The organism is Streptomyces sp. NPDC042346 (genome assembly GCF_055581845.1).
In genome coordinates, this window is record NZ_JBVJEH010000003.1 from 814,877 (window position 1) to 830,143 (window position 15,267).

Annotated in this window: 9 protein-coding genes; 7 read left to right on the forward strand and 2 right to left on the reverse strand. The window is 70.4% G+C overall.

From position 1 onward, the window contains the following. Positions 1-61: 61 nt before the first annotated feature. Entirely contained in the window at positions 62-1,084 is a 1,023-nt protein-coding gene (locus tag ACZ6K0_RS17365; RefSeq protein WP_037643490.1) for a LacI family DNA-binding transcriptional regulator, read from the reverse strand. 369 nt (positions 1,085-1,453) lie between these two features. On the opposite strand from ACZ6K0_RS17365, the gene ACZ6K0_RS17370 reads away from it, so the two are divergent. The 7 genes from ACZ6K0_RS17370 (at position 1,454) to pulA (ending at position 14,731) form a co-directional block, all read left to right on the forward strand. Then, a complete protein-coding gene (locus tag ACZ6K0_RS17370; protein ID WP_469228431.1) occupies positions 1,454-2,731 on the forward strand; it encodes an extracellular solute-binding protein in 1,278 nt (425 codons plus the stop codon). A 75-nt stretch (positions 2,732-2,806) separates the two neighbouring features. After that, complete coding sequence (locus tag ACZ6K0_RS17375) at positions 2,807-3,820, forward strand: carbohydrate ABC transporter permease (protein WP_469228429.1); 1,014 nt, start codon at positions 2,807-2,809, stop codon at positions 3,818-3,820. A gap of 62 nt (positions 3,821-3,882) precedes the next feature. Next, positions 3,883-4,722, forward strand: coding sequence for a sugar ABC transporter permease (locus tag ACZ6K0_RS17380; protein WP_376412936.1), 840 nt, complete (start codon positions 3,883-3,885; stop codon positions 4,720-4,722). A 50-nt stretch (positions 4,723-4,772) separates the two neighbouring features. Continuing rightward, positions 4,773-6,440 (forward strand): glycoside hydrolase family 13 protein, encoded by a 1,668-nt coding sequence (locus ACZ6K0_RS17385; RefSeq protein ID WP_376412924.1) that lies wholly within the window; start codon positions 4,773-4,775, stop codon positions 6,438-6,440. Then, the gene (locus ACZ6K0_RS17390; protein WP_469228428.1) at positions 6,428-7,507 is read left to right on the forward strand and encodes a LacI family DNA-binding transcriptional regulator; all 1,080 of its coding nucleotides are present in this window, start codon (positions 6,428-6,430) and stop codon (positions 7,505-7,507) included. Before ACZ6K0_RS17385 ends, ACZ6K0_RS17390 begins: the two co-directional genes overlap by 13 nt. 134 nt (positions 7,508-7,641) lie before the next feature. After that, positions 7,642-9,357, forward strand: a complete 1,716-nt coding sequence (locus ACZ6K0_RS17395) for a carbohydrate-binding module family 20 domain-containing protein (RefSeq protein WP_376412921.1) — start codon at positions 7,642-7,644, stop codon at positions 9,355-9,357. An 82-nt stretch (positions 9,358-9,439) separates the two neighbouring features. Continuing rightward, positions 9,440-14,731, forward strand: coding sequence for a pullulanase-type alpha-1,6-glucosidase (pulA, locus tag ACZ6K0_RS17400; RefSeq protein ID WP_469228426.1), 5,292 nt, complete (start codon positions 9,440-9,442; stop codon positions 14,729-14,731). Here the strand turns inward: pulA and ACZ6K0_RS17405 are convergent. After that, positions 14,718-15,236 (reverse strand): GNAT family N-acetyltransferase, encoded by a 519-nt coding sequence (locus ACZ6K0_RS17405; protein WP_469228425.1) that lies wholly within the window; start codon positions 15,234-15,236, stop codon positions 14,718-14,720. The two genes, pulA and ACZ6K0_RS17405, sit on opposite strands and share 14 nt — an antisense overlap. Between the last annotated feature and the right edge of the window lie 31 nt (positions 15,237-15,267).

Genomic DNA, 15,267 nt, shown 5'->3' on the forward strand with positions numbered 1-15,267 from the left:
GGTCGGGTTCCGAGCGCACCCGCTCCCTCTCAGGAAGGAGGGGTTCTCCCCCAGGAGACCCTCAGCCGGAGGACGGGGCCGACGCCGTCGAACCGCGAACGACCAGCTCAGGCATGAAGACGAACTCGGAGTGCGGTGCCGGGGTGCCCCCGACCTCTTCGAGCAGCGCGCGGACCGCGGCCTGGCCCATCGCCTGCACGGGCTGGCGGATGGTGGTCAGCGGCGGATCCGTGAAGGCTATGAGCGGAGAGTCGTCGAAGCCGACGACGGAGACGTCCCGGGGCACGTCGAGCCCCTGCTGCCGGGCCGCCCGGATCGCACCGAGCGCCATCATGTCGCTCGCGCACACGACCGCCGTGCAGCCGCGGGAGATCAGCGCACCGGCCGCCGCCTGGCCGCCCTCCAGGGTGTACAGGGAGTGCTGGATCAACTCCTCGGACTCCTCGGGGCCGAGGCCGAGCCGCTCCTCCATGCCCTTCTGGAAGCCCTCGATCTTGCGCAGCACCGGAACGAACCGCTTGGGACCGACCGCGAGCCCGATCCGGGTGTGGCCGAGCGCCGCCAGGTGCGTCACCGCGAGCCGCATCGCCGCCCGGTCGTCGGGCGACACGAAGGGCGCCTGGACCTTGGGGGAGAAGCCGTTGAGGAGGACGTACGGGACGCCCTTGCCGCGCAGCTGGTCGTAGCGCGTCATGTCGGCGGTGGTGTCGGCGTGCAGCCCGGAGACGAAGATGATGCCGGCGACGCCCCGCTCCACCAGCATGTCGGTGAGCTCGTCCTCGGTGGATCCGCCGGGGGTCTGGGTGGCGAGGACCGGCGTGTACCCCTGCCGGGTCAGGGCCTGCCCGATGACCTGCGCGAGCGCGGGGAAGATCGGGTTGTCCAGCTCGGGGGTGATGAGGCCGACGAGCCCGGCGCTGCGCTGACGCAGTCGTACGGGCCGCTCGTAGCCGAGCACGTCGAGTGCGGCAAGCACGGATTCACGGGTGGCGGTGGCCACACCGGGCTTGCCGTTGAGCACGCGGCTGACTGTGGCTTCACTGACCCCCGCCTGGGCTGCGATGTCGGCAAGCCGCGCGGTCATGAGGATGGACTGTACCGGTCACAGCGCGTATTGCCCACCGAACGCCCGTCGGGGTGGATTCGGGGCGGATGTCGCGAGATTGCGCAAGGTCTTGCAAGGCTTGCGGCGCGAACCGCCGGAGGCCGGTGCGCCGCCATGAGGGCGTTCTGTCCGGAAGTGGGCTGCTCCGGCCCCTGTCAACCGACCCTTCGGCAACCTTCGGGACACGCGGATGTAACGATCCCCGGGTCTTGCAGAAATTTCACGCAAGGTCTTTCGGCGCGTTTTCATCCCTGTTACGTTCCTGCCAACCCGGAGCGCCGCGAGGGAGCGGTCGCAATGAGGAAGGTTCGACCCCCTCGTCTCCCCGGGATCACTGAAGGAGTTCACATGCGGCGTGGCATAGCGGCCACCGCGCTGGTCGCGGCCCTGGGCGTTTCCCTGGCGGCGTGCGGGAGTGGCAGCGGTTCGGACGGCGGCGGCTCGAAGGGCTCCGGCGAGCTCTCCGGCACCGTGACCTGGTGGGACACGTCCACGGTCGGCTCCGAGGACAAGGTCTTCAAGAAGGTCGCCGAGGACTTCAAGAAGCAGCACCCCAAGGTCACCGTCAAGTATGTGAACGTGCCCTTCGGTGAGGCGCAGAACAAGTTCAAGAACGCGGCCCAGTCCGGCTCCGGCGCCCCCGACGTCATCCGCTCCGAGGTCGCCTGGACCCCCGAGTTCGCGGACCTCGGCTACCTGGCCCCGCTGGACGGCACCACGGCCCTGAAGGACGCGGACGACTTCCTGGAGCAGGCCGCCGCCTCCACCAAGTACAACGGCAAGACCTACGGCGTCCCGCAGGTCATCGACTCCATGGGCATCTTCTACAACAAGAAGATCTTCAAGGACGCCGGCGTCGAGGTCCCCAAGACCGTCGCCGATCTCAAGACCGTCTCCGCCAAGATCAAGGAGAAGACCGGCAAGACCGGCCTGTACCTCCGCGGCGACGACGCGTACTGGTTCCTCTCCTTCCTGTACGGCGAGGGCGGCAACCTCGTCGACGCCGAGAAGAAGACGGTCACCGTCGACAACGAGGCCGGCGTGAAGGGCTTCAAGGTCGTCAAGGACCTCGTCGACTCGGGCGCGGCCAAGACCGACGCGACCGACGGCTGGAACAACATGCAGACGGCCTTCAAGGACGGCAAGGTCGCCATGATGATCAACGGCCCGTGGGCCGTCGCCGACACCTACGCCGGCAAGGAGTTCAAGGACAAGGCCAACCTGGGCATCGCCCCGGTCCCGGCCGGCTCCGCCGGTCAGGGCGCCCCGCAGGGCGGTCACAACCTCGCCGTCTACGCGGGCTCCAAGAACCTCGACGCCTCCTACGCCTTCGCCGAGTACATGACCTCGGCCGAGACGCAGGCCACGGTCGCGAAGGAGCTCAGCCTCCTCCCGACCCGCCAGTCCGTCTACCTCAAGTCGGACGTCGCCACCAACGAGATGATCACGTTCTTCAAGCCGGTCGTCGACAAGGCCGTCGAGCGCCCCTGGATCCCGGAGACCGGCAGCCTCTTCGCGCCGCTCGTCACCGAGTACACCAAGGTCCTCACCGGCCAGACCTCCCCGGACGCGGGCGCCAAGGCGACGGGTGACGCCTACCGCAAGCTCCTGAAGGACTGGAAGTAGCGGGAAAGACGCAGGCGAAGCCGCAGGCGCAGCAGTAGCGAAGACGCAGGAAGAAGAAGGAAGGCAGGCCGGCTGATGGCTGTGGACACCCCCAGCCAGTCGGTGGCGAAGGCCGCGGGCGACAGTGTCGCCCGCGGCCGGAGCCGCGGAACTGGCAAGTCCCGGCGCGCTGCGAAGCGCTCACTCTCCACCCACTGGTACGCCTGGGCGATGGTCGCCCCGGTGATCGTCGTGATCGCCGTGATCATCGGCTACCCGCTGATCCGCGGCATCTACCTGTCGCTGACGAACGCCAACGAGCGGAACGTCGCCCGGTCGATCGGCGTCAACGAGATCCCGGCCACCTACGACTTCGTCGGCCTGGACAACTACGCCGACGCGCTCACCGGCAGTCAGTTCCTGTCCACCCTGGGCTGGACGCTGCTGTGGACGGTGTCCTGCGTCTCGCTGACCTTCGCGCTCGGCCTCGGCCTCGCCAACATCCTCAACCGCAAGATCGCCGGCCGCTCCGCGTACCGGCTGCTGCTGATCCTGCCCTGGGCCGTGCCCGGCTTCGTCTCCGTCTTCGCCTGGCGCTTCCTCTACAACCAGGACAACGGTCTGCTCAACAAGGTCCTCGCGGGCGGCGGCATCGACGCCGTCCCGTGGCTGAACGACCCCACCTGGGCCAAGTTCTCGGTCATCCTCGTCAACGTCTGGCTCGGCGTCCCGTTCATGATGGTCGCCCTCCTCGGCGGGCTCCAGTCCATCCCGAGCGAGATGTACGAGGCCGCCGAGATGGACGGCGCCAACGCCTGGCAGCGGTTCCGGCACATCACCATGCCCGGGCTCCGCTCGGTGTCGACGACGGTGATCCTGCTCTCCACCATCTGGACCTTCAACATGTTCCCGGTGATCTTCCTGCTCACCCGGGGCGGGCCCGGCGAGGCCACCCAGATCCTCGTCACCCAGGCCTACAAGTTCTCCTTCGAGGTCAGCCCGCGGGACTTCGCCCAGTCGTCGACGTGGGGCGTCCTGATCCTGGTCCTCCTGATGCTCTTCGCCGCGGTCTACCGGCGAGTCCTCCGCAAGCAGGGAGAAGTCTGGTGACCACCACGACCCCCACCCGCCGTGCCACCCGCCGTGCCACTCCCCAGGCCGCTCCCCGGACCGTGAACGCCCCGGTCCGCGGCCGCCGTTCGCCGCTCGCCTCGGTCGCCCTGCACCTCACGCTCATCGTGGCGTCCGTGATCGCCGTCTTCCCGGTGCTGTGGGTGCTCCTGACCTCCCTGAAGCCCGCCGAGTTCGCGATCACCACGGACTTCTTCAAGGAGACGACGCTCGAGAACTACACGAACCTCCTGAGGGACACCCCGTTCCTCACCTGGTTCGGCAACTCGCTGCTCGTCGCCGGCCTCACCACCGTCGTCGGCGTCTTCATCTCCGCCACCACGGGCTACGCCGTCAGCCGCTTCCGCTTCCCCGGCAAGCGCGGACTCATGTGGACCCTGCTCATCACGCAGATGTTCCCGGTCGCCGTCCTCATCGTGCCGATCTACAACATCATGGCGTCGATGGGTCTGCTCAACCAGCCGGTCGGCCTGGTCATCACCTACCTGACCATCGCCGTCCCGTTCTGCGCCTGGATGATGAAGGGCTTCTTCGACACCATCCCGCGCGAGATCGACGAGTCCGGCTACGTCGACGGACTCACCCCCTTCGGCACCTTCTGGCGGCTCATCCTGCCGCTCGCCAAGCCGGGCATCGCCGTGACGGCCTTCTACTCCTTCATCACCGCCTGGGGCGAGGTCGCCTACGCCTCCGCCTTCATGGTCGGCGACGAGAACCTCACGCTCGCCGGCGGACTCCAGAAGTTCGTCAACCAGTACGGCGCCCAGTGGGGCCCGATGGCCGCGGCCTCCGTGCTCATCGCCGTCCCCGCCGCCCTGGTGTTCCTCTTCGCCCAGCGGCACCTCGTCACCGGCATGTCGGCCGGTGCCGTCAAGGGCTGACGGCCCTGAGCACCCCGCCCGAACACACCTCCTTACCTCCCAGGGAAGACATGACCCAGCATCTCGCCACCCCGGCCGACGCCCCCACCACCGGCACGCACACGGGCTGGTGGAGAGACGCGGTGATCTACCAGGTCTACCCGCGCAGCTTCGCCGACGGCAACGGCGACGGCATGGGCGACCTGGAGGGTGTCCGCAGCCGGCTGCCGTACCTCAAGGAACTCGGCGTCGACGCCGTCTGGCTCTCCCCGTTCTACGCGTCGCCGCAGGCCGACGCCGGATACGACGTCGCCGACTACCGGGCCATCGACCCGATGTTCGGCTCGCTCCTCGACGCCGACGCCGTGATCCGCGAGGCCCACGAGCTGGGGCTCCGGATCATCGTCGACCTCGTCCCCAACCACTCCTCCGACCAGCACGAGTGGTTCCAGCGGGCACTGCGCGAGGGCCCCGGATCGCCGTTGCGCGAGCGCTACCACTTCCGTCCCGGCAAGGGCGAGAGCGGCGAACTGCCGCCCAACGACTGGGAGTCCATCTTCGGCGGCCCCGCCTGGACCCGCACCCAGGACGCCGACGGCACCCCCGGCGAGTGGTACCTCCACCTCTTCGCGCCGGAGCAGCCCGACTTCAACTGGGAACACCCGGCCGTACGCGACGAGTTCCGCTCCATCCTGCGCTTCTGGCTCGACATCGGCGTCGACGGCTTCCGCGTCGACGTCGCCCACGGCCTCGTCAAGGCCCCGGGCCTCCCCGACATCGGCGCCCACGACCAGCTGAAGCTGCTCGGCAACGACGTCATGCCCTTCTTCGACCAGGACGGCGTCCACGAGATCTACCGCTCCTGGCGCAAGGTCCTCTCCGAGTACGACGGCGAGCGCGTCCTCGTCGCCGAGGCCTGGACCCCGACCGTCGACCGCACCGCGAACTACGTGCGCCCCGACGAGATGCACCAGGCCTTCAACTTCCAGTACCTGGGCACCCACTGGGACGCCGCCGAGCTGCGCCGCGTCATCGACGACTCGCTCGCCGCGATGCGCCCGGTCGGCGCCCCCACCACCTGGGTGCTCTCCAACCACGACGTCACCCGGCACGCCACCCGCTTCGCCAACCCGGCGGGCCTCGGCACCCAACTGCGGACCGCCGGCGACCGCGAGCTCGGCCTGCGCCGGGCCCGGGCCGCGACCCTGCTGATGCTGGCCCTGCCCGGCTCGGCCTACGTCTACCAGGGCGAGGAGCTCGGCCTGCCGGACGTCACCGACCTGCCCGACGAGGTCCGCCAGGACCCGTCGTTCTGGCGGGCCAGCGGCCAGGACGGCTTCCGCGACGGCTGCCGGGTGCCGATCCCGTGGGCCGTCGAGGGCCCCTCGTACGGCTTCGGCGACGGCGGCTCCTGGCTGCCGCAGCCCGCGACCTGGGGCGCGCTGAGCGTCGAGGCGCAGGCCGGCGACCCCGGCTCCACCCTGGAGCTGTACCGCAGCGCGCTCGCCGTGCGCCGCGAGCGTCCCGAACTCGGTGCGGGCGAGTCGCTGGAGTGGCTGGAGGCGCCCGAGGGCGTCCTGGTCTTCCGGCGCGACGGTTTCGTCTGCACCGCCAACACCACCGGCCGGGCCATCTCCGTCCCGCTGCCCGGCCGGTTCCTCCTCTCCAACGAGGAGATTCGGATCGTCGACGACGAGATCGAACTCCCCGCGGACACCACCGTCTGGTGGGCGGTGTGACGATCCCCCTGCCGCGGGGCGCCGGGAACGGCGCCCCGCGGCTCGCGGACATCGCGGCCCAGTCCGGTGTCAGCGAGGCCACCGTCAGCCGGGTCCTCAACGGCAAGGCGGGGGTGGCCGGAGCGACCCGGCACAAGGTGCTGGCCGCGCTCGACGTGCTCGGCTACGAGCGTCCCGTACGGCTCAAACGCCGCAGCGCGGGCCTCGTCGGGCTCGTCGTGCCCGAGCTGACCAACCCGATCTTCCCGGCGTTCGCGCAGGTCGTCGAGCAGGTCCTCGCCGGCCACGGCTACACGCCGGTGCTCTGTACGCAGATGCCCGGCGGCGCCACCGAGGACGAGCTCGTCGAACAGCTCGTGGAGCGCGGGGTGTCCGGCATCGTCTTCCTCTCCGGGCTGCACGCGGACGCCACCGCCGACCCCGCCCGCTACGCGCGCCTCGCGGCCCGGGGCGTGCCGTTCGTCCTCATCAACGGCTACAACGAGCACATCGACGCCAACTTCGTCTCCCCGGACGACCGGGCCGCGGCCCGCATGGCCGTGCGGCACCTCGTCGAGCTGGGCCACGAGCGGATCGGGCTCGCCATCGGCCCCACCCGGTACGTGCCGTCGCGCCGCAAGGCCGAGGGCTTCGCCGCCGAGCTGTACGAGCTCCTCGGCATCGAACGGGCCGAGGCCGAACGGTTCATCAGGCCCACGCTGTTCGGCGTCGAGGGCGGGCACGCGGCGGCCGACATCCTGCTCCGCGAGGGGTGCACGGGCATCGTCTGCGCCTCCGACCTGATGGCGCTCGGCGTGATCCGCGCGGTCCGCGCCCGGGGCCTCGACGTGCCCGGGGACGTCTCCGTCGTCGGCTTCGACGACTCGCCGCTCATCGCCTTCACGAGCCCGCCGCTCTCCACCGTGCGCCAGCCGGTGCAGGCGATGGCGACGGCGGCGGTCGGCGCGCTCCTGGAGGAGATCGAGGGAAACCCCGTGCAGCGCACGGAGTTCGTCTTCCAGCCGGAGCTGGTGGTCCGCGGCTCCACGGCGCAGCCGCCCGGCAGGGTCCCGCAAGTCCTTTCGTAACAACTTGCGTTGAGGTGTCCGGAGCGGCGTCCGGAGGGTTGACCGGGCGTCGGGGCACTCGTACGGTCACGGCTGAAAACAGTTGCTGATACTTTCGGCAACTTCTTGCGACAGTGAAGTCAGCAGGAGGAAACATGGCCAGAAAGACCGTGGCAGCTGCACTCGCCCTCGTGGCGGGAGCCGCTGTGGCCGTCACGGGCAACGCCCCCGCGCAGGCCACCCCGCCCGGCGAGAAGGACGTCACCGCGGTGATGTTCGAGTGGAAGTTCGCCTCGGTGGCCCGGGAGTGCACCGACCGCCTCGGCCCCGCCGGATACGGATACGTCCAGGTCTCCCCGCCCCAGGAACACCTCCAGGGCGGCCAGTGGTGGACCTCGTACCAGCCGGTCAGCTACAAGATCGCCGGACGCCTCGGCGACCGCACCGCCTTCAAGAACATGATCGACACCTGCCACGCGGCCGGCGTCAAGGTCGTGGCCGACTCCGTCGTCAACCACATGGCGAACGGCTCCGGCACGGGAACGGGCGGGACCCCGTTCTCCAAGTACGACTACCCGGGCCTCTACTCCGGCTCCGACATGGACGACTGCCGCTCCTCGATCAGCAACTACCAGGACCGCGGCAACGTCCAGAACTGCGAACTGGTCCAGCTCCCCGACCTCGACACCGGCGAGGAGTACGTCCGCGGGAAGATAGCGGGCTACCTGAACGACCTGCTCTCCCTCGGCGTCGACGGCCTCCGCATCGACGCCGCCAAGCACATGCCGGCCGCCGACCTCGCCAACATCAAGTCCCGGCTGAGCAACCCGAACGCCTACTGGAAGCAGGAGGCCATCCACGGCGCAGGCGAGGCCGTCTCCCCGAGCGAGTACCTCGGCACCGGAGACGTCCAGGAATTCCGCTACGCCCGCGACCTCAAGCGCGTCGTCCAGGGCGAGAAGCTCGCCCACCTGAAGAACTTCGGCGAGGCCTGGGGCTACATGCCCTCCGGCCAGTCCGGCGTCTTCGTCGACAACCACGACACCGAGCGCGGCGGCGACACCCTCAGCTACAAGGACGGCGCGAACTACACCCTCGCCTCCGTCTTCATGCTCGCCTGGCCCTACGGCTCCCCGGACGTCCACTCCGGCTACGAGTGGACCGACAAGGACGCCGGACCGCCCAACGGCGGCCAGGTGAACGCCTGCTACACCGACGGCTGGAAGTGCCAGCACGCCTGGCGCGAGATCTCCTCCATGGTCGGCTTCCGCAACGCGGCACGCGGCCAGTCCGTCACCGACTGGTGGGACAACGGCAACAACGCGATCGCGTTCGGCCGCGGCTCCAAGGCGTACGTGGCGATCAACCACGAGTCCTCGGCGCTCACCCGCACCTTCCAGACGCAGCTCGCCCCCGGCGCCTACTGCGACGTCCAGTCGAACACGCCCGTGACGGTGAACTCGTCCGGCCAGTTCACGGCCACCCTCGCCGCCAACACGGCCCTGGCCCTGCACGTGAACGCCACCGGCTGCGGAGGGGGCACCACCCCCACCACGCCGCCGACGACGCCCCCGGCCACCGCCGGCGCGTCCTTCAACGCCACCGCCACCACGGTGACCGGCCAGAACATCTACGTCACCGGCAACCGCGCCGAGCTCGGCAACTGGGCCCCGGCCTCCGCCCTGAAGCTCGACCCTGCCGCGTACCCCGTCTGGAAGCTCACCGTCGGCCTGCCCGCCGGAACGACCTTCGAGTACAAGTACGTCCGCAAGGACGCCGCCGGAAACGTCACCTGGGAGTCCGGCGCCAACCGCACCGCGACCGTCCCGGCCTCCGGCCAGATCGTCCTGAACGACACCTTCCGCAGCTGACTCTCCCCTCCTCGCAGGGTCGCCCCTCCAACGGGGCGGCCCTCCCACCCGTACCCCCGTCCCTCCTCCAGGGAGCACCCCCGTGACACCCAAGAGAACGGCGGTCGCGCTGGCCGCCGCCCTGTGCGCGGCCCTCGTGCCCGCCGTCCCCGCGGCCGCCGCGCCCCGGCCCCCCGCCCCGCCCTCCGACCGCGCGCTCGCGGCCGAGCCCGCCCGCCAGGACCTCACGCGCGAGCAGTTCTACTTCGTCCTGCCGGACCGGTTCGCCAACGGCGACACGTCCAACGACCGCGGCGGCCTCACCGGCAGCCGCACCCAGACCGGCTTCGACCCCACCGACAAGGGCTTCTACCAGGGCGGTGACCTCAAGGGCCTCACCCAGCGGCTCGACTACATCAAGGGCCTCGGGACCACCGCCATCTGGATGGCCCCGATCTTCAAGAACCGGCCCGTACAGGGCGAGGGCAAGGACGCCTCCGCCGGCTACCACGGCTACTGGATCACCGACTTCACCCAGGTCGACCCGCACTTCGGGACCAACGAGGACCTGGAGAAGCTGATCGCCGCCGCCCACGCCAAGGGCATGAAGGTCTTCTTCGACGTCATCACCAACCACACCGCCGACACCGTCGACTACGCCGAGAAGAAGTACGGCTACCGCCCCAAGGGCGCCTACCCGTACCTCGACAAGGACGGCCGCCCCTTCGACGACCGGACCGCGATCGGGAAGACCGACGCCGGCTCCTTCCCGTACACGCCCGTCGAGAAGGCGAACACCAAGGTCCCCGCCTGGCTCAACGACCCCACGATGTACCACAACCGGGGCGACTCCACCTGGGCCGGCGAGTCCGCCGAGTACGGCGACTTCGTCGGCCTCGACGACCTGTGGACCGAGCGCCCCGAGGTCGTCGAGGGCATGGAGCGGATCTACGAGAAGTGGGTCCGCGACTTCAAGATCGACGGCTTCCGCATCGACACCGTCAAACACGTCGACCTGGACTTCTGGACCCAGTGGGCCACCGCCCTCGACACGTACGCCAAGAAGCGCGGCCGCGAGGACTTCTTCATGTTCGGCGAGGTCTACTCCGCCGACACCACCGTCACCGCCCCGTACGTCACCCGGGGCCGCCTCGACGCCACCCTCGACTTCCCCTTCCAGGACGCGGCCCGCGCCTTCGCCTCCCAGGGCGCCGGCGCCGACCGCCTCGCGAAGGTCTTCGCCGAGGACTACCGGTACACCACCGACAAGGCCAACGCCTACGAGCAGGTGACCTTCCTCGGCAACCACGACATGGGCCGCATCGGCACCTTCCTCAAGCAGGACAACCCGAACGCCTCCGACGCCGAACTCCTCCGCCGGGCCGAGCTCGCCAACGAGCTGATGTTCCTGTCCCGCGGCAACCCGGTGATCTACTCCGGCGACGAGCAGGGCTTCACCGGCGCCGGCGGCGACAAGGACGCCCGCCAGCCCCTCTTCGCCTCCCGGGCCGCCGACTACCTCGACGACGACCAGCTCGGCACCGACCGCACCCACGCCACCGACGCGTACGACACGAAGCACCCCGTCTACGCCTCCGTCGCCGAACTGTCGCGCCTCACGAAGACGCACCCGGCCCTCCGGGACGGCGTCCAGCAGGAGCGGCTCGCCGAAGGCTCCGTCTACGCCTTCTCCCGTACGGACACGAAGACGCGGACCGAGTACCTCGTCGCCACCAACAGCGCCACCACCGAGAAGACCGTCACCGTCCCCGTCGACTCCGCGGCCTTCCACGCCCTGTACGGGGGTCAGGGCGCCGTCGCCGCGAAGGACGGCAAGGTCACCGTCACCGTCCCGGGGCTCTCCTCCCTGGTCCTCAAGGCCGACCGCGCCCTCCCGGCCCCGGCCACCGGGCCCAGCCTGACGCTGGACGCCCCGGCCGCCGGAGCCACCGGCACCGTCGAGCTCACCGCCGACGTCACCGGCGGCGGCCTCAACCGCGTCGTCTTCGCCGCCCAGGTCGGCAACGGCCGCTGGCAGACCCTCGGCACCGCCGACCACGCCCCCTACAAGGTCACCCAGCACGTGACCGCCGCCGCCGGCACGGCCCTGCGCTACAAGGCCGTCGCCGTCGACAGCGCGGGCCGCACCGCGAGCGCCACCGCCACCACCACCGCCGGACAGGTCCCCGCACCCGAGAAGCCCGTCGCCGTCGAGCGCACGTACGCCGTCGTCCACTACCAGCGGCCCGACGGGAACTACGACGGCTGGACCCTCAAGGCCGCAGGCCAGGAGAGCGCGTTCACCGGCCGCGACGCCCACGGCGCCTTCGCCTGGGTCAAGGTCCCCGACGGCGCGTCCACCGTCTCCTACACCGTCGAGAAGGACGGCGCCGCCGACGGCCCCCAGCGGAGCATCACCCTCGGCCGCACCGGCGAGGTCTGGATCACGCAGGGCCAGGACGGCCAGTCCGACACCGCCCCCGCCCCCGCCCCGCAGGACAAGACCAAGGCCGTCGTCCACTACCAGCGGCCCGACGGGAACTACGACGGCTGGGGCCTCCACACCTGGACCGGCGCCGCCCAGCCCACCGACTGGTCCAAGCCCCTCCTGCCGGTCCGCTTCGACGCGTACGGCGCCGTCTACGAGGTGCCGCTCACCGAGGGCGCGACCTCCCTCTCGTACATCCTCCACAAGGGCGACGAGAAGGACCTGCCCACCGACCAGTCCCTCGACCTCGCCACCTACGGCCATGAGATCTGGGCGCTCTCCGGCCAGCAGAAGTACCTGCTCCCGACCGTCGGCGGCGCCCCGAACCTCGACCTCACCAAGGCCGAGGCCCAGTGGATCGACCGGAACACCGTCGTCTGGAAGGTGAAGACCACCGACGCCACCAGCCAGCAGCTGGTGTACGCGAAGGACGGCGGGATCACCGTCACCGACGGGGCCCTGAACACCGAGGGCCAGTGGCTCCGGCTCACCCCCTCCTCCCTGAGCGACGCCCAGAAGGCGAAGTACCCGCACCTCAAGGAGTACCCGGCCTTCACCCTCGACCCGCGCGACGCCGACCGCGTCCGCGCCTCCCTCCGCGGCCAGCTCGTCGCCACCCAGCGCGCGGCCAACGGCGCCCTGCTCGCCGCCACCGGAGTCCAGACCGCCGGCGTCCTCGACGACCTGTACGCGACGAAGGCCACCGGCGCGAACCTGGGGCCGACCTTCCGCGACGGCCGCACCAGCCTCTCCCTCTGGGCCCCCACCGCCCGGTCCGTCAGCCTCGAACTCGACGGCCGGACCGTGCCCATGCGCCGCGACGACAGCTCCGGCGTCTGGTCGGTCACCGGCCCGAAGTCCTGGACCGGCAAGCCGTACCGGTATGAGGTCAAGGTCTGGGCCCCCAGCGTCCAGAAGGTCGTGGTCAACAAGGTCACCGACCCCTACTCCACCGCCCTCACCACCGACTCCGCCCGCAGCCTCGCCGTCGACCTCACCGACACCCGGCTCGCACCCCAGGGCTGGAAGAACCTGCGGAAGCCCGCCGCCGTACCGCTGCGGGACGCCCAGATCCAGGAACTCCACATCCGCGACTTCTCGATCGCGGACCCGACGGCGAAGGCCGACCACCGCGGCACCTACCTCGCCTTCACCGACAAGGGAAGCAAGGGCTCGCAGCACCTCCGCGACCTCGCCGCCTCCGGCACCTCCTACGTCCACCTCCTCCCGGCCTTCGACATCGGCACCATCCCCGAGAAGAAGTCGGACCAGACCACCCCCGCCTGCGACCTGAAGGTCTACGCCCCCGACTCCGAGGAGCAGCAGGCCTGCGTCGCCGCCGCCGCGGCCAAGGACGCCTACAACTGGGGCTACGACCCCCTGCACTACACCGTCCCCGAGGGCTCCTACGCCACCGACCCCGAAGGCACCCGCCGCACGGTCGAGTTCCGGCAGATGGTCCAGGCCCTCAACGGCAACGGCCTGCGCACCGTCATGGACGTCGTCTACAACCACACCGTCGCCGCAGGACAGTCCGACAAGTCCGTCCTCGACAAGATCGTCCCCGGCTACTACCAGCGCCTCCAGGCCGACGGCACCGTCGCCACCTCCACCTGCTGCGCCAACACCGCGCCCGAGAACGCCATGATGGGCAAGCTCGTCGTCGACTCGGTCGTCACCTGGGCCCGCGACTACAAGGTGGACGGCTTCCGCTTCGACCTCATGGGCCACCACCCGAAGGCCAACATCCTGGCCGTACGGAAGGCCCTCGACGCCCTGACCGTCGCCAAGGACGGCGTCGACGGCAAGGCGATCGTCCTCTACGGCGAGGGCTGGAACTTCGGCGAGATCGCCGACGACTCCCGCTTCGTCCAGGCCACCCAGAAGAACATGGCCGGAACCGGCGTCGCGACCTTCTCCGACCGCGCCCGCGACGCCGTGCGCGGCGGCGGCCCCTTCGACGAGGACCCGGGCGTCCAGGGCTTCGCCTCCGGACTCTTCACCGACCCCAACTCCTCGACGGCCAACGGCACCCCGGCCGAACAGAAGGCCCGCCTCCTGCACTACCAGGACCTGATCAAGGTCGGCCTGACCGGCAACCTTGCCGCGTACACCTTCACCGACACCTCCGGGCGTACGGTCAAGGGCTCCGAGGTCGACTACAACGGAGCCCCGGCCGGCTACGCCGCGGCCCCCGGCGACGCCCTCGCCTACGTCGACGCCCACGACAACGAGGCCCTGTACGACGCGCTCGCGTTCAAGCTCCCGGCCGGCACGCCGGCCACGGACCGGGCCCGCATGCAGGTCCTCGCCATGGCGACGGCCACCCTCTCCCAGGGCCCGGCGCTCTCCCAGGCCGGCTCGGACCTGCTGCGCTCCAAGTCCCTCGACCGCAACTCGTACGACAGCGGCGACTGGTTCAACGCGATCCACTGGGACTGCCGCGACGGCAACGGCTTCGGCCGCGGCCTGCCCCCGGCCCCCGACAACAAGGCCAAGTGGTCCTACGGGAAGCCGCTCCTCGTGAACCCGGCCCTGACGGCCGGCTGCGAGCAGATCGACGGCGCCTCCGCCGCCTACCGCGACCTCCAGAAGATCCGCACCACCGAGCCGGTGTTCTCCCTGGCCACGGCCGGTCAGGTCCAGTCCGCCCTGTCCTTCCCGCTCTCGGGCAGCGAGGAGACCCCCGGCGTCATCACCATGCGCCTCGGCGACCTGGTCGTCGTCCTCAACGCGACCCCGGGGCAGCGGACGCAGAAGGTCGCGGACCTGGCGGGCAAGGGCTACCGCCTCCACCCGGTCCAGGCGAACGGCTCGGACCCCGTGGTGAAGTCCGCGTCCTACGAGGCCGGTTCGGGCACCTTCACGGTCCCGGCCCGGACGGTGGCGGTCTTCACGGCCGGGTGAGCGCCTTCTCCCACAGGATGACCCCGTAGCGCGTGCCGTCGGCGGCGACCTTTCCCGGTTCCTCGCCGACGGCCCGGTAGCCCGCGGCTTCGTAGTAGGTACGGAGCCGCGGGTTGCTCGTCATGGAGTCGAGACGCGCGACCTCCCGCCCGCGGGCCGCGATCCGCTCCTCCGCGTGGGCGAGCAGCACCCGCCCGGCCCCGGCGGGCGCCGCCTCCCGGTCGGTCATCAGCCGGTGCACGTACCCGGCGACCGGCGGCTGCGGGCCCCAGGCCTGCTCGTCCTCCCACCACAGCTCGTACGCGCCGACCGCCCGGCCCCCGTCGAGGGCCAGCCACACCTCACCGTCGGCGATGCGCCCCCGGAAGTGCTCCGCGCCCTTCGCACCCGGTTTCCACTGGTCGATCCCGTTCCGCACCATCCAGTGGGCCAGTCCGTCGAACAGCCCCACCAGAAGGTCCAGATCGCCGTCGTCCGCCTGCCGGAAGGTCACTTGTGTCGTCATGCCGATCACCGTAAAGGTGTGGCCAGACATT